Annotated in this window: 16 protein-coding genes; 7 read left to right on the plus strand and 9 right to left on the minus strand. The window is 61.2% G+C overall.

What is annotated here, in order from left to right:
* Positions 1-75: 75 nt before the first annotated feature.
* Genes I0K07_RS00415 through I0K07_RS00425 form a run of 3 tightly spaced genes read right to left on the minus strand, consistent with a single transcriptional unit; the run spans position 76 to position 5,350 of the window.
* Positions 76-1,281, minus strand: coding sequence for an MFS transporter (locus tag I0K07_RS00415; protein ID WP_203290696.1), 1,206 nt, complete (start codon positions 1,279-1,281; stop codon positions 76-78).
* A gap of 29 nt (positions 1,282-1,310) precedes the next feature.
* On the minus strand, positions 1,311-2,825 hold the full coding sequence (locus tag I0K07_RS00420) for a sulfatase family protein (RefSeq protein ID WP_203290697.1): 1,515 nt from the start codon (positions 2,823-2,825) through the stop codon (positions 1,311-1,313).
* Positions 2,825-5,350 (minus strand): TonB-dependent receptor, encoded by a 2,526-nt coding sequence (locus tag I0K07_RS00425; RefSeq protein WP_203290698.1) that lies wholly within the window; start codon positions 5,348-5,350, stop codon positions 2,825-2,827. The genes I0K07_RS00420 and I0K07_RS00425 overlap by 1 nt, the downstream gene beginning before the upstream one ends.
* Before the next feature lie 228 nt (positions 5,351-5,578).
* Between I0K07_RS00425 and I0K07_RS00430 the strand changes: the two genes are divergently transcribed.
* A complete protein-coding gene (locus I0K07_RS00430; RefSeq protein WP_203290699.1) occupies positions 5,579-6,262 on the plus strand; it encodes a glutathione S-transferase family protein in 684 nt (227 codons plus the stop codon).
* Positions 6,263-6,277: 15 nt separating this feature from the next.
* Here I0K07_RS00430 and I0K07_RS00435 read toward each other — a convergent pair whose 3' ends face one another.
* A complete protein-coding gene (locus I0K07_RS00435) occupies positions 6,278-7,204 on the minus strand; it encodes a LysR family transcriptional regulator (RefSeq protein WP_203290700.1) in 927 nt (308 codons plus the stop codon).
* Between the two features lie 237 nt (positions 7,205-7,441).
* On the opposite strand from I0K07_RS00435, the gene I0K07_RS00440 reads away from it, so the two are divergent.
* From I0K07_RS00440 to I0K07_RS00460, 5 genes are read left to right on the plus strand one after another with little or no spacing between them, the layout of a single operon-like run.
* Positions 7,442-8,395 carry a VOC family protein gene (locus I0K07_RS00440; protein ID WP_203290701.1) on the plus strand — a complete coding sequence of 318 codons (954 nt, stop codon included), beginning with the start codon at positions 7,442-7,444 and terminating at the stop codon, positions 8,393-8,395.
* A gap of 3 nt (positions 8,396-8,398) precedes the next feature.
* Entirely contained in the window at positions 8,399-9,559 is a 1,161-nt protein-coding gene (locus tag I0K07_RS00445; RefSeq protein WP_203290702.1) for an alpha/beta hydrolase family protein, read from the plus strand.
* 58 nt (positions 9,560-9,617) lie between these two features.
* On the plus strand, positions 9,618-10,184 hold the full coding sequence (locus tag I0K07_RS00450; RefSeq protein ID WP_203290703.1) for a cupin domain-containing protein: 567 nt from the start codon (positions 9,618-9,620) through the stop codon (positions 10,182-10,184).
* A gap of 10 nt (positions 10,185-10,194) precedes the next feature.
* Complete coding sequence (locus I0K07_RS00455; protein WP_203290704.1) at positions 10,195-11,166, plus strand: fumarylacetoacetate hydrolase family protein; 972 nt, start codon at positions 10,195-10,197, stop codon at positions 11,164-11,166.
* 25 nt (positions 11,167-11,191) lie between these two features.
* Positions 11,192-12,376, plus strand: coding sequence for an FAD-dependent oxidoreductase (locus tag I0K07_RS00460; RefSeq protein ID WP_203290705.1), 1,185 nt, complete (start codon positions 11,192-11,194; stop codon positions 12,374-12,376).
* A 23-nt stretch (positions 12,377-12,399) separates the two neighbouring features.
* Here the strand turns inward: I0K07_RS00460 and I0K07_RS00465 are convergent, their stop codons facing one another.
* A complete protein-coding gene (locus I0K07_RS00465; protein WP_203290706.1) occupies positions 12,400-13,341 on the minus strand; it encodes an NAD-dependent epimerase/dehydratase family protein in 942 nt (313 codons plus the stop codon).
* Here I0K07_RS00465 and I0K07_RS00470 point away from each other — a divergent pair.
* Positions 13,222-14,499, plus strand: a complete 1,278-nt coding sequence (locus tag I0K07_RS00470) for an AraC family transcriptional regulator (protein ID WP_238934361.1) — start codon at positions 13,222-13,224, stop codon at positions 14,497-14,499. The two genes, I0K07_RS00465 and I0K07_RS00470, sit on opposite strands and share 120 nt — an antisense overlap.
* Here the strand turns inward: I0K07_RS00470 and I0K07_RS00475 are convergent.
* The 4 genes from I0K07_RS00475 to I0K07_RS00490 form a co-directional block, all read right to left on the minus strand.
* Positions 14,475-15,674 (minus strand): FAD-dependent oxidoreductase, encoded by a 1,200-nt coding sequence (locus I0K07_RS00475; RefSeq protein WP_203290708.1) that lies wholly within the window; start codon positions 15,672-15,674, stop codon positions 14,475-14,477. The two genes, I0K07_RS00470 and I0K07_RS00475, sit on opposite strands and share 25 nt — an antisense overlap.
* Before the next feature lie 199 nt (positions 15,675-15,873).
* Complete coding sequence (locus I0K07_RS00480; protein WP_203290709.1) at positions 15,874-17,304, minus strand: sugar porter family MFS transporter; 1,431 nt, start codon at positions 17,302-17,304, stop codon at positions 15,874-15,876.
* Between the two features lie 89 nt (positions 17,305-17,393).
* Complete coding sequence (locus I0K07_RS00485) at positions 17,394-19,847, minus strand: family 78 glycoside hydrolase catalytic domain (RefSeq protein ID WP_238934362.1); 2,454 nt, start codon at positions 19,845-19,847, stop codon at positions 17,394-17,396.
* Between the two features lie 55 nt (positions 19,848-19,902).
* Positions 19,903-23,286 (minus strand): glycosyl hydrolase, encoded by a 3,384-nt coding sequence (locus tag I0K07_RS00490; protein ID WP_203290711.1) that lies wholly within the window; start codon positions 23,284-23,286, stop codon positions 19,903-19,905.
* Positions 23,287-23,333 lie beyond the last annotated feature (47 nt).

A 23,333-nucleotide genomic window follows, 5' to 3' on the forward strand; every position in this document is an offset into this window, starting at 1 on the left:
CAGCAGGGCAATGGCGGTCTCGACGGCCTCACGGTGTCGCTGACGGCGTTTCCACCCAAGGGAAGGGAGGGAAATTCAGGAGGGTTTTGCGAGCAGGATCCGCGACCGCCATCCAGCCCAGACAGCGCCTGTGCCGGCAATCAAAGCCCAGATGAAAAGCACGCCGGACAAGCCCCCCAGCGGCACCACTACCGCAGAGGCAAGGACCGGAGCCACGAACTGGCCGAGGAAGAACATGCCGGTCCACATACCCGTACCCCGGCCGCGCACGGGTTCCGGAAGCAGATGCAGCACCCAGGACAGCAGTGTCGGCAACAAAAGCCCCGACCCCACGGCTGTGCAGATGGCGAAACCGGCCGTCACAGCCAGAACGCCGGACAGGCCCATTCCGAGATATCCCAGCGCCACGATGCCAAGCCCCAGAGCCAGCAAAGAGACCGGCGCCCGCGCCTTGAGCCTGTCAAAAACAAAAGCGCCGGCCAGCACACCGGCATTCACAGCGGCGCCGATCAAGCCGATCGCGCCTGCCGATACCACGCCTGCCAAGGCCAGAATGTCACCCAGTTTGACGATCGTCGTGTAGAAAAGCACGCCCGCGAGCAGGGTGATAAGCAGAACCGGCAAGACGCGGCCAAGCGGAAAAGCCTGTCCTGAACCCGTCTCCTGATGACGCTCGGTCGGCTCAAACAGCATCGTCGCCACGATCGCTGCCAAAGGCAGTGCCAGGAGATACATCAAGAAGGGCCCGCGGGATCCGAAGACTTCGCCCAAAGCACCGCCCACGGCGATCAGGACAATGGCACTGACGCTGACCACACCGATCTGCAAGGACACCCAGCGCTGCCGTTCCTCACCCTCGAAATAGTCGGCAATCAGAACCGTAGCCACGGTCATGATGACCGCTTCGGCAATGCCCAGGCCCACCCGCGCGATGATGATGGGTATCAGATCCGCGAGGAAAAAGGGCGTGATCCCGACCGCGGCATAGGCCAGCAGCGCAAAGGTCAGAAGATGTTTCCGGCCAATCCGGTCTGACAACCAGCCGGCGAAGGGGGAAAACAGGGCCACACACAGGGCCGGAATGGTCAGGGCAATCGGAACGAGAAACTCGCTTCCCGGCACACCGGAGAATTCGCGGGCCAACATGGGAAGGACCGGAACGAGCGAGATGATCGCCATGGCCGGCATGACGGAGACCAGCAGCAGCACGATACCGTGCCGCGCGCCCGCGACACCAAGCGGCGGCGCTGAATGAGAGGAAGTCGGTCCGGTTCCGGACATGATCAGGTCTCCTGGAAGCTTGGCCGGGCTTAGTGCCCACCATTGCGGGGGCCTGGCGGCATGGCATTGCCGACCACGGACTCGGACGGATCAACGCCGAAACGGTCCGCCAATTCACTGCCATTGAATGCGTGCGAGAAGGAGGCCTCATCATAGGGCAGCATGGTCGCATTCCAGGCGTCGTAACGCGCCTTCAAGGCCGCGAATTCATCCGGATAGCGGTCTTTCAGATTGCCCCGCTCAAGCGGGTCCGCCACCACGTCGAACAGGAATTCACGCCCCGCAATCGACAGATATTTCCAGCGCCCATGACGGACAGCTTTCTGGTCATGCACCTTGAACCGCCAGAAGAGATCGCGTTCGGGCAGCCCGTCGCCGGCCAAAAGCGGCGCGATATCCAACCCGTCCGGCGCATAGTTTTCCGGAATGCCTGCCTGTGCCGCAGCCGCCAGGGTCGGCAGCCAGTCCATGCTCATCACAGGCGCATTTATCTCGGCACCCGACGTCGTCCGTCCGGGCCAGCGCATCAACGTCGGAACGCGAATACCGCCTTCCAGCAACTCGGTCTTGCGGCCCGAGAACGGCCAGGTGTCGGAGAAGCGTTCGCCACCATTATCGGACGTGAAGACCACGATCGTGTTGTCGCTCAGACGCAAACGATCGAGCGTGTCGAGCAGACGCCCGACCTGATGGTCCAAGCGCGTCACCATTTCGGCATAGGTAGCCAGCGTGCCACCGTCAAAATGCAGCAGTCCAAGCGGATTGGGATTGGCGGAGAGGCGGTCGGACTCTGCCGTGTCACCCGGCCCCTCCCAGGGCCAGTGCGGCGCTGAGAAGTGCAGGCTCAGCATGAACGGGCGGCCATTGCGGGCAAAGGCTTCGACCTGGTTGATGGCCTGCTGCCCCAGAAGGTCAGTCAGATAGCCCGTCTCTTCGACAGGCACATCGCCATCCCACAAATCCGGGCGGCCGCCCATTGTGTGGCTGAAGTAATCGACCCCACCATTCCGGTAGCCCCAGAAATGATCGTAGCCACTTGTCAGCGGGCTGTAGTCCGGCAGACGGCCCAGATGCCATTTTCCGACAAGCGCGGTCTGATAGCCCGCAGCCTGAAGGATGGACGGCAAGCTCACATGGCCGGACGGAAAGCCGACATTGCGCGTGGCCAGAGGCTCCTCAAGCCCCACCGGCAGCCGATACTGGTACTGGCCCGACATCAGGGCCGTACGGGTCGCCGAACAGACGGGACTGTTGGAATAGGCACTCGTCAGGCGCACGCCTTCAGCGGCGAGGCTGTCGATGCGTGGCGTTTCGTAATCACGGCGCCCGAAGCAGGACAGGTCCGCATAACCCAGATCATCCGCCATGATGAAGACGATATTGGGCGGAGATTGCGGGCCTGATCCGGTCGAGAAGTCAGAACAGGAGGCGGTCAGCGTCGCCGCCCCCACCCCGGCCAGAAGAGACCGGCGGGACAGACTTGTCCCGCCGGTAACTGGTTGGGCGGCAGCAAGCCTGCCTGGCCGAAGCGTCTTCTGCGTCATTAGAAGTCCATGCGCAGCACGGCACCGAAGGTCCGCGGAGGCTCCATGGCCGATGCGACAACATTGCCGGCCCCGACCTGATAGGTCGACGCAATGGCTTCGTCCGACAGATTGCGGACATAGGCCGTCAGGCTCCAAGCATCGCTGTAGGGCGCGAGGGTGAGCGAGGCATCTGCCGTCAGAACACTGTCCACGCGGCTGCCGGGCACATAGTTGAAGCCGATTTCGCGCTCACCGCGATAGCGGGCATCCAGAGTACCGATGATCTCGAAACTTCCGGTATCCCAGATCTGCTGCACGCCGCCGGTAAACGTCCATTCCGGTGCATTCAGGGCATCCTGACCGGAACAATCGACCAGGAATTCCCGCGGGGTCGCCGGATTGCCATCCACACCCAGCTGGGTCGTGTCGCAGCCCGTAACCGGCGTCAGGAAGTTCGGCGGATCGGTATCATCCGACAGGTCAACCTGGTTGAAGCTGTAAGAGTCATAGGAGGCATCCAGATATTGGACCATACCCCGGATGGAGGTGGTCTCCGTGGCCGCATACTGGAAGTCGATTTCCACGCCCTGGATCGAGGAGTCGCCGACATTGCGAGTGTAGAAGGAATTATTGCCGCGACCATCCAGGCCAAGCGCAGCCAATTGCTGACCTTCATATTCCCAGAAGAAGATTTCGGCATTCAGCTCGAGCGTGTTGTCAAAGAAACGGTTCTTTGACCCCAGCGTGAAGGCGTCGATGAATTCCGGATCATACTCCTCGAACCCGAAGGCCTGATTGAAACCACCGGCGCGGAAACCGGTCTCAAAGCTTGCATAGAGGAGGTTTTCGTCGGTCAGGTCGTACTCGACCGCAATCCGGTAGGTGACTTCCTCATCACCGCTCTCACGATCGACGACTGTTGGCGTTGCGACGATGAGAGCGCCCGGCCCCATCGGCCCGAAAGGCCCATAAGGAGTCACAGCAGGAACACCGGCCGGGTTGTTGGCGATTTGGTCCAGCAACACGAAGAGGGGCGGCCCTGTCAGCAAAGCCGGGTCAAGCGCGCCCAACGTATCCGCCGGCGTCAGACCGACCGGCAAGGTCGGAACCTGCGGACAGCTCGGCGGTCCGAAGGCTGGTTCATCAAGACAGATGCCGGCCATGGAAATGGCCCGGGTGTCAAAGCTGCGCGTTTCATCCGTATAGCGGACACCGCCCACCAGACGGAATGTATCGGTCACATTCCAGGTACCGCGCGCGAAGAAGGCGGTGGATTCCACGTCACTGGCGAAGTCATTGAAAGTGATCGTGGCAAACTGGTTGAACGCATTCACGCCTTCCACGGATTCCTCGAACCAGTAGGCGCCAAGGATGTAGTCAAACACATCGGTCGAGCCGGAAAGCCGGGCTTCGATACTGTACTGCTCGGCTTCATCCTGATTGATGGCGGCCTTGAAGGGCGGACCATTGAACTGGTTGTCCAGCGTGGAGTTCCGGTAGGCCGGAATAATGACGAGATCACCCCAGTCAAATGCGTAATTGATCTCGGCACTCACCCCCCAATAACGGTCATCGCGGGAGGGATAGGCGTAACCGGTGAGCGGAGAATAGAGCGGTGCCCCGATCGAGTTGTCCTGGATGAATTGCAGGGAGGCCGGATCGTGAAGGCCGGCGAAATCTCCCGTCGGCGCCGGAATGAAGGGCCAGTTGGGAACCGGCAAGTTCGGTGAGAAGGGCGCAAACGTGTAGACGCCCTGTGTCTGGAGCCCCGAGCCCACTCCGCCCTGGGTCGAATAATCGGCCGACAGGCGGATCGAGAGCGAGTCCGTGGCATCCACCAGATACTGGGCCCGCACCGCGATGTCTTCGGCATCGCCTGTGCCATCGTCGAAGTAACCGTCATGCCCGGTTGTCGTCGCCGCCAGACGGAAGGCCGAGTTGCTTCCCGCAGAAATATTGGTCACGGCGGTCGCCTCATACGAGGAGTAGTTGCCGAAGCCGAACGTGACGCTCGTGCTGTTCTCGCCGATAACCGGAAGATTGGGGATTACATTGATCGCGCCGCCGGTCGAGTTGCGGCCGTAGAGCGTGCCCTGGGGGCCTTTGAGAACCTCGACCCGGTTCAGGTCGAGAAAGGCCGATGCCGTCGATGACGGACGACCGATATAGACGCCATCAATGTTGAAGGCGATCGCCGGGGCGGTATAGCCATTATTGGTGAAGTTACCGACACCGCGCACGAAGTAGGCCGTGTTCGCACCACCGCCATTGCTGACCGTCAGCGCCGGAGCCACCTTGTTCAATTGGGTCGCGTCTCCGACACCAGCCCGCAGAAGGTCCTCGCCGGAGGCCGCGTTGATCGGAAGCGCAGCGTCCTGCAGCGTCTCCTCGCGGCGCTGCGCCGTGATGGTGATGGTGTCGAGCTGACGGCTGCGACTGGTGTCATTGGCATCTGCCGCGTCATTGTCCTGAGCGAATGCCGGACCCGACAAGGCGACGAGAATCGCGAGTGCTGATACACAGCCTCGATCATTCATGAACATGGCTTCTCCCCTGTATATGGTTTTGTATTTTTTCTGTGACAGACCGTCGCAGAAGCCCAGCCATTCGTGAAATTGTTTTATTGGATGGCGGACTATCATTTTTTGTGATGATTGCGTCTCGCTTCCCGGATGGGTTCATCACGAAATTTGATGCGTTTGCATAACGAGGATCAGTTTTACCTTCGTCCTCCGGCATCCCAGCCTTGGCGCGATTTCCAGGAGGACAATATGCCGACGATCGAACTCTACATGGCGCCGAGTGCGTGTTCACGCGTACCGCTGATTCTGCTGCATCGGATCGGCATTCCCTTCAAAACGAGAACACTCGCCTTCATGCGCGGCGATCATCGTCATCCTGACTATCTGGCCCTGAACCCGTCCGGCAAAATCCCGCTTCTGCTCCATGACGGGCGCCCTCTGGCCCAGAACACGGCGATCATCACCTGGCTACACGCGACCTTCCCTGAAGCCGGGATCCTCTCGGACGCACGTGAACCGGACGCACAGGCCGACAGGCTGTCCGAACTCCTGCGCTTTTCGGCAGACCTTCATCCCTTGGTGACCCGGATCCGCATGCCGCAGCTTTTCTGCGACCTGCCCGGAGCCCCCGCGCGCACGGCCGAAATGGGCCGGGCAAGCATGGCCCTGCAATTGGCGGACCTTGAAGCAAAACTCTGCAAGCAAGACTGGTTGTCCGGCGAAAACTGGGGGGCGCTCGACGCCTATCTTCACTGGGTGTGGTTCCGCATCACAGGCGCCGGCTTCGACGGCACAGACTTTCCCGCCCTGCAGGCCTTCTATGCCCGCACCCTGGAACTGAATGCGGTCAAATCGGCCATGGCGGATGAAGCCGAGGCCCATGCCTGGCTGGAATCACAAGGCCTCGCCTTCACGCCACCGCCCGCGTCGTAGACAGGCAGCTGCGGGTCAGGCGGGATGTACGCCCTGCATCTCGCCAACCCCCTTGAAGATCTCCGACTTGAACCACTGAACACCCGGATCATCCACACGGGCCTCGTGGCAACTGATCATCTGCCGCATGGCCGGCAGTTCGAACGGCAATTCCGCCATCCGCAGATTGAGGCGTTCCGCGTAAAGCCGGGCCAGGCTCTTATGGGTCACGGTAAGAAGCGGTGTGCCGGATACCAGCTCCGGAGCGGCCATGAAGGACGAGACCCGCATGGCGACATGCCGCTTCCGGTCCAGCTGGGACATGAAGGTTTCCACATAGGAGTTGCGCCTGACCCGGCCGATCTCAACGATCACATGACCACTGTTGAAGAAGTCATCCTCGGTGATCATTCCATCAGCCAGAACGGGATTGCTACCGCACCCCAGAACCACCTGTTCTTCGTCATAGAGATGCTCAACCGCCTGATCGTGGCGTGTCATGTATTCCGGAGTGATCAACAGATCGATTTCACCTTGCTGGAATTGCTCAACGCTGCGCTCCGACGGATTGGCGAAATCAACGGAAATGCCTGGTGCCTTTTCGGAGATCAGACGGGCGATGTGAGGCATGGCCAACACCACAAAATAGTCCGAAGCGATCACCTTGAAGACCCGTTCCGATGTCGCCGGGTCAAAGTGGGAAAGCTGGGCCACAAGGGAATCGATATCACCCAGCAGGCTTTTGAGCCGGGGGCCGAGACTGAGCGCATGGGGCGTGGGCACCATGCGCTTGCCATGCTGGGTCAACAAGGGGTCGTTGAAATACTGGCGCAAGCGGGTCAGCACGCCACTCATGGCGGGCTGGCTGACATTCAGCCGTTCAGCAGCGCGCGAAACATGGCGCTCTTCAAGCAGCACATCGAGCGCCTGCAACAGATTGAGATCGAGTCCCTTGAAACGCACGGCAAGCCTCCCCTCGCTTGGCGGTTCGCGCGAGCCCCAAGGCCCGCGCCGGTGACATGGCACCCCGGTGTATAACAAACGCTTATCGAAATATATAACGACAATCATTTTGGCGCATGAATAGAGCTGCGCTACTCAGGTCGGGAATGCTGCCGTCAGACTGCGACGGCTCCCACCCGGTCCGGTCGACACGACCGGAAAAAACAAGTCAAAAACCGGGACACCCGAGGAGAAACCATGGCAAATTCAACGAGTTCGACATCCGACCAGAGCGCGACTCCTCATGTGCAGGCGCGCGTCAATGACATCCGGTTTGTCGGATATGGCGTTCAGGATCTTGAAGCCGAGAAAAATTTCTACATCGACGCCTGGAAGCTGGTTGAAGTGCCCAGTGATGATGGTCTGGTCTACCTGGCCGCACCGGGAAGCAGCACACAATACTGCGTCCGCCTGCGCCAGACCGACGAACCACGCATCGATGTGATCTCATGGGCAGCCAAGGATGAAGCCGAGGTGGACGCCCTGTTCGAACAGGTCAAGGCCGCGGGCGGCAAACCCGTGACCGAGCCCGGCGCATTGACCGGTCTGGGCGGCGGCTATGGCTTCCGCTTCTTTGATATCAGCGGTTTTACCATTGAAGTCGCGACCGGTTTCGAACGCCGTGAGCCGGAAATCCTGGCGGATGGGGAGCCGCGGCCCGAAAAGATCAGCCACGTTGTCTTCCACGCCCCCGATCACAAGCAATGGGTGAAATTCTATGAAGCCGCGCTCGGCTTCAAAGTTTCCGACTGGCTGGGCGATTTCATGTGCTTCCTGCGCTGCAATGAATGGCATCACCGCATGGCCGTGGTGCCCGGACCGCCGACCTTCAATCATATCGCCTATGACATGCCGGGCGTCGACGCGATCATGAAAGGACTGAAACGCCTGCGCAGCATGGATCATGATGTCGTCTGGGGCGTCGGCCGCCACACCGCCGGCAACAATATCTTTTCCTACTATCTGACCCCGGGGGGCTGGGCTGTCGAATACACGTCGGATCTGGAAAAAGTGGATGACGCGACCTGGGAAGCGAAGGTTCATCAGCCGAGCCTCGAGACCATGGATCAATGGGGTGTCGGCATCGGCGGCCCCCAGACCATGCCGCAGCCCAAGCCGGATACCGGCCTGTTTAACGCTCCGGAGGTCTGAGCCTTGGCGCTTTACCAATTCTTCCCCAACTACATCTGGAATCTGTCCGTCGCGATCGCGATGGCATCCGGGGCCGAGATCGGCGAAATTGTCGACATGTGCCAACCCATCCGCGACGCCGCCGACAAAGGCGCCGATGCGGGCACGCCGCAATTCATGGCGGAATGGGCCAAAATGGCCGACAAGCTCAGCGCACTGGCTGACGAAGACCTGGCCAAGGGGCGCAAGTTCTCCGCAGCCGACAAGCTGCGCCGGGCCTGCCTTTACTACACCACCGCCGAGCGCATGCAGGGCCATGGTCATCCGGGCCGGATGGAGACTTTTCGCAAGGCCCAGAACGCTTTCAAGGCCTATGTCGAATATGGCCGTGAGAACTGCGAACGGGTCGATATCCCCTATCAGGGCAAGTCCATTCCGGGCCTGCTGACCCGCGCCGAAGGCGTCGAGGGTCCTGCTCCCTGCGTCCTGTTCGTCAACGGGCTCGATAGCTGCAAGGAATTGCTCTACTGGACCTTTCTGCCCAAGGAACTGGCCCGCCGGGGAATTTCGACCCTGTGCATTGACCAGCCGGGCACGGGCGAAACGCTGCGGGTCCACGAATTGCCGGCCACGCCCTTCACCGAGGAATGGGCCACGCCTTGCTTTGACTGGCTGGCTGCCCACCCTGAAATCGACGCTGATCGGATCGGCATTTCCGGCATTTCACTGGGCGGGCATTTTGTCGGTCGTGCGGCGGCGTTCGAGCCACGCTTTGCTTCGGCCGCCGTTTGGGGTGCCAATCACAACTGGGCCGAGGTCCAGCAGAAGCGCCTCAAGAGCGAGGGCGAAAACCCTGTGCCGCACTACTGGAAGCACGTCATGTGGGTATTCGGCGCCTCCGACATGGATGACTTCTTCAAGAAGATCGAGGGCATGAACCTCAATGGCGTGATGGAGAAAATCCGCATGCCCTTCCTGGTCACGCATGGTGCCGAGGACCGCCAGATCAGTCTGGACTACGCCCATCAGGCCTATGATCAGCTGGTGAATTCGGAACGCCGGGAATTGAAGATTTTCACGCCGCGCGAAGGCGGGGTGGAGCATGTCGGCGCCGACAATATGAGCTTCGGCCGGCACTACATCGCCGACTGGTTCGCGGAAACCCTCGGCGGGCATACCGGCTGACCCAAACCATCCGACCGGTCCAACAAAAAGCCGGCGAAACACAACAGTGAGGAAAACCATGGACAGCAAACCCGTACGCCGGGTCGTGACCGGACATGACGAGAACGGACAGGCCATCATCCAGGAGGATGGTTTCGTGCCACGCGTTCAGCGCATTGGCGGCAACATCGGACCGATGTTCTTTGAAGTGTGGAACACGCGCGAGACCCCGGTCCGCATTGACCGGGCCAGCGGAGAACCGGCCGAAGACGGGATCGTGCTGGCGCCGCCGGCGAACGGCACCCGGATCCGTGTGCTGGAAATCGAGCCGGAAGGCGACAAGCTGGAAAGCCTTACACCGGAAGAGCGCAAGGCGCATTTCGCAGAGATCGGAGCAGAAGATGCGGTCGTCGCCGATGGCACGAGCGAGCGTCACGCTTTCATGCACCGGACCGAGACTGTCGATTACGGCATCATTCTGGAGGGTGAGCTCGTCCTGATCATGGACGAAGGCGAGACCACGGTCCGGGCAGGCGATATCGTTGTTCAGCGCGGCACCAATCATGGCTGGGCGAACCGGTCGGACAAGCCGTGCCGGGTGGCCTTCATCCTGATTGACGGCAAGTTCGACGCGGACCTGGCCTGAGGCGCGCATCATGAAGCTTGCTACACACCCCAATGGCACGCCGGACGGTGAACTTGTCATCGTTTCGACCGATCTGAGCCGGGCCGTCAGCGCTTCCGGGATCGCAGCCAATTTGCAAACCGCCCTGGAGAACTGGGCGCAGGCAGGGCCAGCGCTCGGACGCCTTGCAGAGGACCTGGCGGCCGGACGCGTCGATGGCGATGCCTTTGATCCGCTGGCGGCGCTCGCCCCCCTGCCCCGCGCCTGGCAATGGCTGGACGGGTCAGCCTTCCCCATGCATGGCGAGCTCATGCAGAAGGCTTTCAACCTACCACCGATCGAGACCGACCGGCCGCTCATGTATCAGGGGCTGTCGGATCGTTTCCTCGCGCCATCGGAGCCTGTCCCTCTGCCCTCCGAGGAGGATGGTATCGATTTCGAGGGCGAGTTTGGCGTGATCGTCGATGCCGTTCCGATGGGAATCACGCCGGAAGACGCGCGCGAACACATCCGCCTCATCGTCCAGATCAATGACTGGAGTCTGCGCACCATTGCGCCGATCGAGATGAAAACCGGCTTCGGTTGGGTCCAGGCAAAACCGGCCTGCAGCATGGCGGCCGCGGCCATCACCCCGGACGAGCTAGGCGGGGCCTGGCGTGAAGGCCGGGTCTGCCTGCCGCTGGAAATCGACTGGAATGGCACACGTTTCGGGGCAGCCCGCGGCGATGAGATGGAATTCGGATTCCACGAACTGGTCGCACATGCAGCCCGCACCCGGGATCTGGTCGCCGGGACGATCATCGGCTCCGGCACAGTCTCCAACACAGCTTACGCCGAAGCCGGGTCCAGTTGTATCTCCGAACGCCGGGCAATCGACATGATCGAGTTTGGGGAGATCCGGACCCCCTTCATGGCCTTTGGCGACACGATCCGCATGAATGCACGCGATGGGGCGGGGCACTCGATCTTCGGAGCCATCGAACAAAAAATCGTCCGGGCCTGACCCCGACCCTTTGGGAGAACACATCATGGCAAACTGGAAGTCCGACCTGGTTGGTCAGCAAGCCCCGGATCAATCCGCTGCCTCCGGCGACAGTCGCAAGGCCAGCATCCTGATCATCGGCGCCGGCATTGGCGGTTTGTCCGCTGCCATCGCGCTGCGCCAGAAAGGGTTTCCCGTCGAGATCATCGAACGGGATCCGGAATGGTCCGTCTACGGGGTCGGTATTATCCAGCAGGCCAATGTCATACGAGCGGTCGCAGAGCTGGGCGTGATCGAGGACTATGTCGCGTCCGGTTTCGGCTTCGACCATGTGAAAATCTTCGCGCCCAACGGCCAGGAAGTGGCCACGGTCCCGACCCCCAAGCTGGCGGACGGCTATCCAGCCAATATCGGCATTGGCCGCCAGGCCCTGCAGCGGGTCCTGGGAGAAAGCGCGGTGAAGGCCGGAGCGAGGCTGAAACTCGGTGTCACGGTCGATCATTTCGAGGACACGGGCGATGCGGTTGATGTGACTTTCAGCGATGGCAGTACCGGCCGCTTTGATGGTGTCATCGGTGCGGATGGCGTCTACTCCCAGACACGCAAGGCCCTCTTCCCGGAATTGTCCGGACCGGAATTCACCGGCCAATCGGTCTGGCGCTACAATTTCCGCCGCCCCCCGGAGGTCGAAGGCCTCTGGGTCTATAATGGCAGCCCGGGCGTTGGCCTGGTGCCGATGGGCGAGGACATTCTCTACATGTATGTGACGACCGCCGAGCCAGGGAATCCGCGCTTTGACCCGGACAGTCTGGCCGGTGAAATGCGCGCGCGGATCGAAAATCATCCCTCGCCACTGGTCCGGGGTTTCGCCGAGCACATCACGGATCCGGCCGAAGTTGTCTACCGACCGCTCGAAGGCCTGATGGTCGAGGGCGACTGGAGCAAGGGTCGCGTGGCGCTGATGGGCGACGCCGTGCATGCGACAACGCCCCATCTGGGTCAGGGTGCCGGACTGGCGATCGAGGATGCACTGGTGATCGCGGATGAGCTGTCCAGGCATGGCGATGTCGCGACCGCATTCAAAGCCTTCCGCGACCGTCGCTTCAAGCGCTGCGACTATGTTGTGAAATCAAGCCTGGCAATCTGCATGGGGCAATTGGGCAAGGGGCCGCTTATCGACAATTCCCAGGCGACCGGCGAAATGTTCCAGGTCGTCTCCGAGCCGATCTGATCCCCCTGCCTCTGGAGAGAGGCTCAGCCGGGCTGGGCCCCGCATGCCTCCAGAGCGCGACGCACGAGTGCCTCGACGGATCCATCATGCCGGAACCCCGCCCGCTCAGCGGCGGGTGTCGACAGGATGGGATGCCGGCCGAAGGCCGCCTCAAGGGCTTCATCGGCCTGATAGCGCACATCGCACACCGATTGTCCGTTCGCAGCGGCGATAGCCACCACCAACGCCTCCATGGTTACGCGCAGGGCCGGCAGTGTCACCACACGGTCTTCCGGCAAGAAGGCCGTGTCCATCGATACCGCATGCGCCAGGCATGCCGCCGTCTGCTGCACCGACATCAGCCAGACTTCGGCCTGACGGGAAACGGGCAGCGTGATGGTCCGACCGGCGGCAATAGCGTGAAAAACGTCGCTCATGAAAGCGGATTTCAGCCCCGCAGCCCCTTCCGGACGCGCGACGATACCCGGCAGGCGCAGCCCCACCGCGTCAAGTTCGCCCCGGCGGGTCAGGGTCGCAAGCGCGTCCTCGACCATGCGTTTGTGAAGCCCGTATATCAGGCGGGGCCGCAAGGGCGTGGCGTCATCGACCCCGGCTTCCGGCAAGGGGTCACCAAACACGGCAATCGAGGACGAATAAACAAAGCGCGGCCGATCCAGTCGGCGAGCCGCCTCGCCCATGAGTGTCAGGCTGGCTTCGACATTGACCGCAAAGGACAGGTCGGGGTCTGCTTCAGCCGCACCGCCCGGCAGTGACACCAGGTGAACGACTGACCGAGCGCCCGCCTCAAAGGCTGATGCCAGGATATTTGCCTGCCGCAAATCACCTTCTATCCGGGTCAAACGCTCATGGGCATCCAAGCCATGAAGGGAACGGTCAAGCGCAATCACACCTTGCCCTTCCGCAAGCAGTTTTGTGACCAGGGCCCGGCCGACAAACCCTGCAGCGCCGGTAACAAGAACAGACATGGGACGCCCCCGATATTGGATGATCGCGCGGCAGGAACCGCCTGGAAATTTGCGCTGCCAAGTCTAGCCCGCAACGCGCCGGCAACCTATGCTCTACGGACGATAAACCGACCGAAAAACAAGGAATTGTTTCGGTCTGAACCCGTTCTGGCCACGCGGCGCATCATGGATCTCTTCAGCGACATTCTCTCCAGCATCTCGCTGCGTAATCTGAACCTCGCCCGGTTCCGGTTGCGGGCGCCGTGGGGACTCAACACACAGGGTTTTCCGCCCGGTTTCAGCCTGATCGTTCTGGAAGGCGAATGCTGGATCGGCCCCCGTGAAGACAAGCGACAAGTCTTCAGCAAGGGCGATTCCTTCATTGCGCCGCGCGGCGAGGACATCGAGTTTGCCTCCGAGGCCGAAGGGCCAACCGAGAACATCGCCCGGGTCTGGCAACAGGATGCCTATGCCGGGTTCGAAAACGAGCCTCCGGCAGCGGTTCACGACCGGGTCTGGGGCGGCGATGGTGCGGCCTGCGAACTCCTTGGCCTCGCCTTCGAATTCTCCTCCGGCACGGACGAACGCTTGTTGAAGTCCCTGCCCCGCACCATCGCCCTGCACGATGATGGCAATTACCTGCTCCCGCTCGCCAACTCGGTCGCGCTGTATCTGGCTTCAGCCAATTTCCAGAACGAGCCCGGCGCTTTTGCACAGCGCTCGCGCTTGGCGGAAGCGGTGATGATCAGTCAGTTGCGGCGATACCTGCTCAATCAGCCTGACCAGACCGGGCTGATTGGCGGCATCCGCGATGCCCGGCTGAACAAGGCCCTGGATGCGATGCACCGGGACCAGGGGCGACGCTGGACGCTCGAAAGCCTGGCCCGGGAGGCCGGTATGAGCCGATCGGCCTTTGCCAAGCATTTCAACGACATCATTGGCGAACCGCCCATGTCCTTCCTGAATACATGGCGCGTGAAACGCGTGTGCCTAGAATTGACCCGTTCGGACATTTCGATCAGCGAGGCCGCGCGCCGGGCCGGCTTCCCCTCTGAAACCGCCATGCGCCGCAGTTTTTCCAGGGAAATGGGCTGCAGCCCCCGCGATTGGCGCCGGGAACAGCGCCAATCGCGAAACGGACCAGCCGAAGCATCTCAGTCGAAATCGTCGAGAACCTGACGCAGGAGTTTTTCGGCATCCTCGGTGACGCCGGTTTCGATATTGCGCCCCACTCCGGGAACGTTATCCAACATGAAGTCCCGGACCTTGCGAAGCGGACCGGGAATGCTGTGATAGATGCGACCCAGATTGCGGGCGAACTTGGTGGTGTAATTGGTATAGGGCCGCCGCAGGTCCTCATACTTCGCCAGCCCCGCCCGGATTGATGCCGGATCGTCCATGTCAGCTTTCTTCAGGTATTCGGCGAGGATGTAGGCATCCTCGATCGCCATTCCGGCTCCGTAGGCGGCATAGGGTGAGGTTGGATGGGCCGCATCACCCATCAGCGTCACATTTCCGGTCGTCCATTGTTCCAGCGGCTTGATGTATTCGACGATCCAGCGGAACAGCTGTTTGTCGTGATCCGTCTGGTCGAGAATGTCTCGCGACGGCGCCGCGAAATGACCGATCCGGTCCTTTACATACTGGGTGACATTCTCGGGCGGTGCCTCGCCCTTGTATTGCTCGACCAGCCACCATTCAAAGCATTGCTTGCCTTCAAAGACGAGCGGCGCATAGCCCATTTGAAAGTTCTGGTCGTGCTGGATCACGGTACAGTCGGCTTCAATTCCCTTGGCTTCGCACCAGCCCAGCCAGACAGCAATGCCCAGCGGTTTGGGCGGCGCCACGTCAGGATAGAGCTGACCGCGAATTCGGGAGCGGACACCATCAGCGCCGACTAGGACCTTGGCCCGCTCGACATGACCGTTCTTGAAATGAATGGTGACGCCGTCTTCATCCTGTTCGAAACGCTCGAACTCGTGTTGCGGCACAATCAGATCGTCGGGCACTTTGTCCAGCATGCGGGCGTAGAGCTCTTTGCGCATCATGCCGGACTGCCAGCCATTCGCATTGGCGCGCTTGAGCAGGTCTTCATCGATATTGATACGGGCTCGGACACGGCCATCCCAGCGGCGGAATTCGGCGCGCATACCATTGTAGATATCCTCGATATCCACACCCAACCGGCGCAGGATGGTCAGCCCCACCGCATTGAGGATGATCGCCCCACCCAGAGGGGTGACCTTGTCAGCGCGCTCGAAAACCTTGGCGTTAAGCCCGGCGCGGCGAAGCGCAAGGCCGGCAGTAATCCCGGCCGGCCCTGCCCCGATGATTGCAACATCCAGTGCTGCCATGTCGTCCTCCCAAGACTGTTAGCCTTGGGTTCTAAACAAGGATATCGGGACGATATACGGGTAAAACGTCCAGTATTTCAGCCTTATCGTCCACACCAACGCTGGGCCAGACAAGCTTGCCCGGTCATTGCGGAAATCGCTGGCATCCTTGCGCCGTGTATTGCCGGACTTGCAAAGGAAACTGGCCCCCGATGGAAGCCTAGCCCTCCATCTCCTCCAATTCCTTGCCCCGGGTTTCACGAACCATTTTGACCACGAACCCGATCGAAAGCACTGCGAAGAGTGTGTAGATCCCGTAGGCGCCTGCCAGCCCGATCGAGCTGAGCATGCTCAGGAAAGTGATGGAAATCAGGAAATTCGTTCCCCACTGGAACAGGCCTGCCACCGCCAGGCCGGAACCCCGGATCTGATTGGGGAACATCTCGCCCAGCATGACCCACATGACGGGTCCCCAAGAGAAATTGAAAAACATCACATAGAGATTGGCGGCGATCAGCGCGACAAGCCCCATCTGGTCAGAGAGTTTCAAACCGCCGCCTTCAACCAGTTCGCCAGTCGAAAACGCATAGGTACACAAGGCGAGGGTCACGGCCATGCCGGCCGACCCGATCACCAGCATCGGCTTCCGACCGATCTTGTCGATCACCAGAATGGCAATTGTCACAGAAGCAATCGACAATCCGCCTGACAGGACGTTCTGAAGCAGGGCATCGCTTTCCGTGAAGCCGGCAGCCTGCCAAAGCACGGCGCCGTAGTAGAAAATAATGTTGATGCCCACGAGCTGCTGGAAGCAGGCGAGGCCAATACCAACCCAGACGATCGGACGAATTTTTCTGGCGATGGGATCGATAAGGTCACGCAGGCGAGGCTGATGGTCTTTCTCGATCGAGCCGCGGATTTCGTCGACTTTGCGGGCCGCTGCCTCCTGGCCGAACAATTTGCCCAGAACCAGGCGCGCTTGATCCGTCCGGTTCCGGAAGACGAGGAATCGCGGGCTTTCCGGGATAATGAAAAGGGCCAGGAGGAAGACGACTGCCGGAATCAATTCCATCCAGAACATCCAACGCCAGGCCGGGAAACCACCCCAGAAAACCGCCGTCGATCCCCCCGCGGCGCCGGCCAGAAGATAGTTCGACAAGAAGGAGAAGAAGAGACCGGAAATGATGGCAATCTGCTGGATCGTCGCCAGGCGTCCCCGCATGCGGGCCGGGGCAATCTCCGAAATATAGGCCGGGGCCATGACCGAAGCCGCACCGACAGCCAGGCCGCCAAGAAGCCGGTAGAGCACGAATTCGGTTGCGCCATTCGCAATGCCGGAACCCCAGGCCGACACGATGAAGAATACGGCCGACACGACCAGCAGGGTGCGGCGGCCGAACAAATCGGCAGCACGGCCGGCAATCAGGGCTCCGATCGCGCACCCCAGAAGCATGGACGCCACGCTCCAGCCTGTACCGACATCCTGCGTATTGAACGCGGTTTGGAGGCCCTCCACCGTCCCGTTGATCACGCCGCTATCATAGCCGAACAGAAAACCGCCGATCGTTGCGACGAGCGAGATCAGGATGATGTATCCCAGATTCTGGGTCCCGGCCGGCTCAAGCGCTGCCGTGTTGGTAGATTCTGCCATGCTCTTCTCCTCCCCACGGACCCGAGCCCCGGGTCCAGAGATCCGGGGCAGGCGGATGCCTGCCCCTCGTTTTCAGATGTGGATGCGTGTCAGGGCGTGCCCGGGCCCCAGACGAAGGTGTTTTCACCGGACCCCAGATCCGCAGTCCGGCCTCGCCATTCGAACCTGCCCTCCAGCCCCTCTGGCAGCGTGATCCGGGCGGTGAGCGTATCACCTTCCAGCTCATAGATCGTGTCGATCCGGCCCAACGGGTGCATCATGGCGGCATCCACTGATGTCAGCGGTCCCAGGTGAGGCGCGATATGCACGCGGCTGAAACCCGGTGCCGCGGGCTGGATACCTGCGACATAGGTCAGCAATCCCGTCGTCGGGTGACCGCTCCAGGCATGCGTGTCCGAGCGCGACGGGTCCGGTGTTTCCGGGAAGGTCGTGAAATTCTGGCTCAGCATCTCCCGCCAGGGTGTCAGCATGTCGACATAGCGATCCGTCAGACCGGCATGGTCCATCGCCTGGGCGAGGTAGAAGGAGAAATAATAGGTCGAGCCAAGCATCCCTTCCGGCGGAGCGATTCCGCCTTCCGGACGGGTCACACGCTCCAACATGTCACGATGCTGGGCTTCCGGGATGATGTCGTAAAGCACAGGAAGAATGCCGGCATGCTGGCTGAAAATCGCCTGTTCGGGCGTGTCGGCAAACAGGCCGCGTTCTTCGTTCCAGCAAGCGGTATTCAGACTGTCGCGGATGGCCTCTGCACGCTCCAGATAGACCGGTGTCAGATCGGCATTGCCCAGAGCGGTTTCCAGCTCGGCGGCATCCTGCAAGGCGCCGAAATACTGCATTGAGATCACGCAATGCTCCGGCCCGGTGCCGCCGCGCCATTCCCAGCCGCTGAGGTGACCGACCCAGTCCACGAATGGCCAGCCCGAGGTTTCCTGGACCAGACCATTGGGGCCCAGATTTCCGGTATACCAGTCCAGAATCTCACGCGTACCCTGGAGATTCCGCTCGATCACGCTCGTGTCAGGCTGCCGCATCCAATAGTCGTGCAGCGATCCGATCCACAGCAGTGAGAATGGCGGGATCACATTGTCGCTGGTTTCCGGCCAGGCTGATTGGGGGAGATTATTGTTCCACCGCGAAGCATCGACAGCATCGAGGGCCTGCACCGCAAGGCGCGGATCACCCGAAACGTCGTAGGACAGAAGCATCTGGATTCGGGTATCGCCAATATATTGGAGCTGCTCCCAATACGCCGTGTCCATGTAAGTCTCATGGGCATCGAACAGCGCAGTGTCCCAACCGATCTGCCAGATCCGGTTCAGCTCGGAGTCATTGCTGACAAAGTGCCCGTTCTGTTCGAACGGATAGCCGGTTTCGAACGTATCGAACCGCTCCAGCGTGAGCGGTTCATCGCCGGTTTGCACCGTGATCTCGACAAACCGCCAGCCGCGCCACCAATAGGGGCCCAGGCGTTCATTCTCTCCGCCGTCAAGGATCAGCGTGTCGGAAAGTCCACGGGCCAGCCCGTCATCCACGCGGGCCCGGTCCGTGTATCGGATCATCCGATTACCGCCGAACTCATTGGAAATCCGCGTTTCGTCACGCGGATCATACAGCGCTTCCACATAGGTCATCTCGACCTCTGCGCCGGCACCACCGCTTGTTTCCAGGACGGGATAGGCCGCCAGAACGCGGCCGGCATCGATCAGGATGTTCGCCTCAGTGTGAGGCGGTACCACGATAGCTGACTCCGGAAAGCCCGTGGCTTCCACGCCGGACGCGCGCACAACTTCTCCGCTCGAAATCGGCGTGTAGCGCATCTGTGGCAACTGGTCCTCGACAAGAGTGAGAGGCGTCGGCCGGCTGTCGAGCGGAATGGCTGCAGACCAGTCTCCACCTGTGACGGAAACCCGGTTCCAACCATCCAGACGCTCCGAAGCCGTGATGGTCTCCGGCCCACCAGCGGCATAGTATCCACCGCCGACCTGTTCGATCGTCTGCCGCATGCCCGACCCGACAGTGCGGGACGCGTCGACGCGAACCTGCCAGTCCCCGGCATCTCCGAGTGAAACCGGCAGCGCCGTATCATCGGGCATCAGGTAGAGACCGGTCCGGCCACCCGTTAGCTGAGCCAGAGCGGCGAACTCGCCATCATTCCAGACCTGGATAGCCAAGGCGTTCTCGCCTGCAACGAGGAATGGGGCGAGATCAATGACTTCATAGCGCCAATGTTCGTGGTCACCCCGGGAGGGACCGTCCGCAACACGTTCGCCATTCACGTAAAGAATGAAGCGGTTATCCGCACTGATGCGCACCGGAAAACTTTCAGGAAGCGCCTCCAATTCGACCAAGCGGCGGAACTGGAGCGAAATGGGCGTATTCGCTTCGTCGGCGGCGAGACTTGCAGCCGCCGTGATCCAGCCGGGTCCCGTTGCATCAACCGTCGCGACCGGGGCCGGTGCCACTGTCTGTGCGCTCTCACTACAGGCACCAGCCCACACAGCAGCCAAACACGTCGCCGCAAGCATCAAAGACCGTTTCATTTCACTTCACTCCCCTGAATTTCGCTTTTGCGATGAGTTGTTGTCGAGCGTCCCCTTACCGGGTGACACTCCAGGACACCGGTCCGATCAGTCCGGACGGACGCAAGGGTGCATCCGGCATGTAGGTGGGTGCCGCGGTGAAACTGATGGCGTCCGCACCCTCCTGCCGATCCCCGATCAGCCGGTTGACCCACAAGTTTGCGACCCGGATTTCGAGCGTGTTGGTGCCGGGCTCAAGAATTGGCGCAATGTCGAGCCGGTAGGGCGCACGCCAGACAATGCCGGCGCTCTCACCATTCACAATCACTTCTGCAACATCGCCAACTCGGCCAAGATCCAGCCAGACCTGATCGGCCTGGACCCCTGCTACGGGCATGTCAAAATGGGTGTCGTAAGACGCCACGCCGGAGAAGTAGCGAATGCCGTCCTGGTCAAAGGTCTCCAGCGCCCGCAAAGCGTTCATTTCGATCTGTTGGGGCGCGCCGCGACCAGGCTGGAAACTCACTGTCCAAGGTGCCAGATCCACGCTCAAAGCATGTTCTTCAGGCGTGACAAGCTGCAATGCGCTTTGATCCGTGGGTCGCCGCAGCACGATGAAACGCGAGTCATTGGCCGGGATTGTGATCGGAATAACCGTCACTTCACCCTCTTGCCGGTAGCTGGCCGGTCGGACCTGCCCCGTTACAGCGTCCCAGATGTCCGGCGCGCGCCCGAGAGTGCGCAGACGGATATCGCCTGTGACTTCATCCTCCGTCGGATTGACCACAAAATAAATCTCCGCATCACCACTGGTGCGGTGTGCGAACATCAAGCCCAGGGCGGAGCCCGTGGAGCCAACCTCGAAGTCGGGCGCTACACCGATGGCCTCCAGCCCCGCCTCAATCCCTGTCTCGGGATGAACGTTTTCCAGGCTCCAGATACGGTCAACCAAGGCGCTGAACGCATGATCATCATCCCCCAATGAGGGCGAAGCCACAGGCGGATTGCCCATGATTTGGGCTCCCGCCCTGGCCAGGCGGTGCAAGGCTTCAAGAACCGGCAGGGACATGTGTGCGCTTGTGCCGGACAGGGCAATGGCGCGATAGCGCGCGCCACCCGGACTGACCAGATCCCCATTGGGGGCAACGTCCAGATCGGCCAGCATGGCCGCATTGATGAAATCATAGCCGTAGCGGGTCGGCAGCTCTTCTTGAAAACCGGGCGTGTTGTAGAGCACGGTCAGCGGCGTGTCCTCGCCATAGAAGATCGCGACATCGGACACATGCCGTCCCTGCTGGAGCAGATAGGCCCCGCGGGACATGTAATCGACCCATGGCCCGGCCATTTCGGCCCAGGTTTCATGCCGGTTGAAATACTGGCCGAAAATCGCCAGCGAGAGCCCGGGCTGGAGGTCATCCAGCGGCTGGTGGACCGAGGTATGAACCACCGGCCGGTTCACGCCGCTGACAAGCTCCAGATCGATGACATGCTGCAAGTCCGCGGGCGCGAAAGCCCAAGGCGAAAAGGCTGACGTCATGGATTCCGCGGCAACCAGATTCTGGCCGTAGAAATGCGCGACCGAAGCGGCCCCACGCATGTCAGCCAGCAATCCCTGTCGAGGCTGCCCGTTTTCGGCGAAGGTCCAGAGCGCGGACATCGGAATATCTGCATGGCGGCGCATGTCCAGCTCATCTCCCAGAACGGGACGGCCGTCCTCAAGCGCTTCGCCATAAACGATCAGCCCGTGTTCGTGGGCAACATCAGCAACGACGCGGTAGTGCACGTCTGACAGGAGTTCCGCCAGGGTCTGTCTGTAGTCGTACAGGAATTGCTCGGTCTGCTCGCTCGTCCCGATGATGGCTCCCGCCAGGGCCGGCAACCACGGACGCGCATCATAGCCGCGCCGCGCCTCAAACTCTTCCAGCATTCGCGGCGTCCAGTTCGACGGACCGATCTCGACGCTATCAGTCAGAAGCGCCGAAATTCCGCCTGGGCCAAACGCGTCCTCACCCACTACATCGGCGTAGCGCTGAAGATAGGTTTCCAGATAACGGCGCACTGCGTCAGCATCATACTTGTCGACCTCAAGGCCCGTTGCCTCCGGAGACGCCGGATGATTGGTCTTGCCTGTCAGGGACCAGCCCATGCGGTAGATCCGCCAGCTCTGGCCGGCCGGAGGTGTCCAGTCCAGGCGGCCATCGGCCTGCAAGTACTCCGTCACATCGATCACCGCGTCGGGAACGGGACCGGAGACAAGGCGGGGGTCTTCCAGATCGTGATAGCTCGGAGCGATGCCAAAGCCGGCGCGCAGCTCACTTTGAGGCATGAGGGTATTGGCATAGAGGCGGAATTCACCGACCGAAATGTGGGCAGGCCCGTCCATGGGCGGCACGCCCATATCCAGTTGCGCGCCCGGCACACTCCCCAGTGCACTCAGGGATGGCGTAAAATTGCTCGGGTTCAAGACGATCCGGAAGCGCTGCGCCATGACAGCATCAAAACTCACAGTCGTCGCGGCCTCTCCCAGCGGAATTTCCGTGATCGGGGTCCAACCCGCCTCAAGCTCGGCCTCGAGTTCCGGGTTGAAACGCGGCGGCCCGAAGGGCGGCAAGGCATGTTCAACATAGAGCCGCGCTGAACGGACCGTGACCGGCTCAGCAAAGCTCAGAATGAGGTCCGGTTGCGCGCTGGTTCCGGCTGGGTCGACTTGCACGCCGGTCGTCAGGGCCGCATCCAGCAAGGGCGCAGGCGAAGTCGTGGTGTGGCCCGTTTCGACGTGAATCGGATCCGGAAGTGGCGCATGACTCAACGGCACTGCCAGGACCGCAATTTCGCCATGCGCCACAGGAGGTTCGGACACGGGTTCCGCGCCGAAAAAGCCGACAAAGCCGGCCGTCTGATACACACCGGTCTCAGTGGGGAGAGCACCCAACCGGTCTGCAACAGGCTCGCCGCCCGGAACGATGGTTTCGCTCCAGACAAGTTTCTTCATGCCATCCTCGGGAGACACCCAGGGGCCGCCGGTTTCGCTCCACCCCGGCGACGCGGCGATGGCAAATTCCAGGTCATAGTCTGCGGCCAGACGCACGGCGTGCCGGAAGACATCATTCCATTCGGGCGTCATGTAGACGAGACGCTCGTCAACCACTTGAGGTGTGCCAAGATTGGCGTCGAAATTCTGGACGCCCCCAATGCCGACGCGATGCATCCAGGCCAGGTCCTGCTCCACCCCATGGCGCGTGATATTGCCGTTCAGCCAATGCCACCAGACGCGCGGTCTCGCCGACTGAGGCGGATCGACGAAATCAGCCTCGGTCGGTCCGGACGCCTCGGCTTCCGCCTGCGTCCCCGCTTCCGGTCGCGGCATGACGCCCGCGCAGGCTGACACCATGCCCCCGAGAAGCACGACCGACGTCAAAAGGCGGGACGCCTTCAGCAAGCTTTTTATCGGTTCCGTCACGCCTTTTCCCCTCATTGATCACACGCTCGCCGGCTCAACGACCGGCA

It is taken from the genome of Maricaulis parjimensis (assembly GCF_016817355.1).
Lineage (GTDB): Bacteria > Pseudomonadota > Alphaproteobacteria > Caulobacterales > Maricaulaceae > Maricaulis > Maricaulis parjimensis.

Excerpts from the sequence above, each read along its gene's own strand:
- I0K07_RS00415 (WP_203290696.1), bottom strand. The coding sequence starts at position 1,281 with ATGTCCGGAACCGGACCGACTTCCTCTCATTCAGCGCCGCCGCTTGGT.
- I0K07_RS00420 (WP_203290697.1), bottom strand. The coding sequence starts at position 2,825 with ATGACGCAGAAGACGCTTCGGCCAGGCAGGCTTGCTGCCGCCCAACCA.
- I0K07_RS00425 (WP_203290698.1), bottom strand. The coding sequence starts at position 5,350 with ATGTTCATGAATGATCGAGGCTGTGTATCAGCACTCGCGATTCTCGTC.
- I0K07_RS00430 (WP_203290699.1), top strand. The coding sequence starts at position 5,579 with ATGCCGACGATCGAACTCTACATGGCGCCGAGTGCGTGTTCACGCGTA.
- I0K07_RS00440 (WP_203290701.1), top strand. The coding sequence starts at position 7,442 with ATGGCAAATTCAACGAGTTCGACATCCGACCAGAGCGCGACTCCTCAT.
- I0K07_RS00450 (WP_203290703.1), top strand. The coding sequence starts at position 9,618 with ATGGACAGCAAACCCGTACGCCGGGTCGTGACCGGACATGACGAGAAC.
- I0K07_RS00455 (WP_203290704.1), top strand. The coding sequence starts at position 10,195 with ATGAAGCTTGCTACACACCCCAATGGCACGCCGGACGGTGAACTTGTC.
- I0K07_RS00460 (WP_203290705.1), top strand. The coding sequence starts at position 11,192 with ATGGCAAACTGGAAGTCCGACCTGGTTGGTCAGCAAGCCCCGGATCAA.
- I0K07_RS00470 (WP_238934361.1), top strand. The coding sequence starts at position 13,222 with ATGGGCATCCAAGCCATGAAGGGAACGGTCAAGCGCAATCACACCTTG.
- I0K07_RS00465 (WP_203290706.1), bottom strand. The coding sequence starts at position 13,341 with ATGTCTGTTCTTGTTACCGGCGCTGCAGGGTTTGTCGGCCGGGCCCTG.
- I0K07_RS00475 (WP_203290708.1), bottom strand. The coding sequence starts at position 15,674 with ATGGCAGCACTGGATGTTGCAATCATCGGGGCAGGGCCGGCCGGGATT.
- I0K07_RS00480 (WP_203290709.1), bottom strand. The coding sequence starts at position 17,304 with ATGGCAGAATCTACCAACACGGCAGCGCTTGAGCCGGCCGGGACCCAG.
- I0K07_RS00485 (WP_238934362.1), bottom strand. The coding sequence starts at position 19,847 with ATGAAACGGTCTTTGATGCTTGCGGCGACGTGTTTGGCTGCTGTGTGG.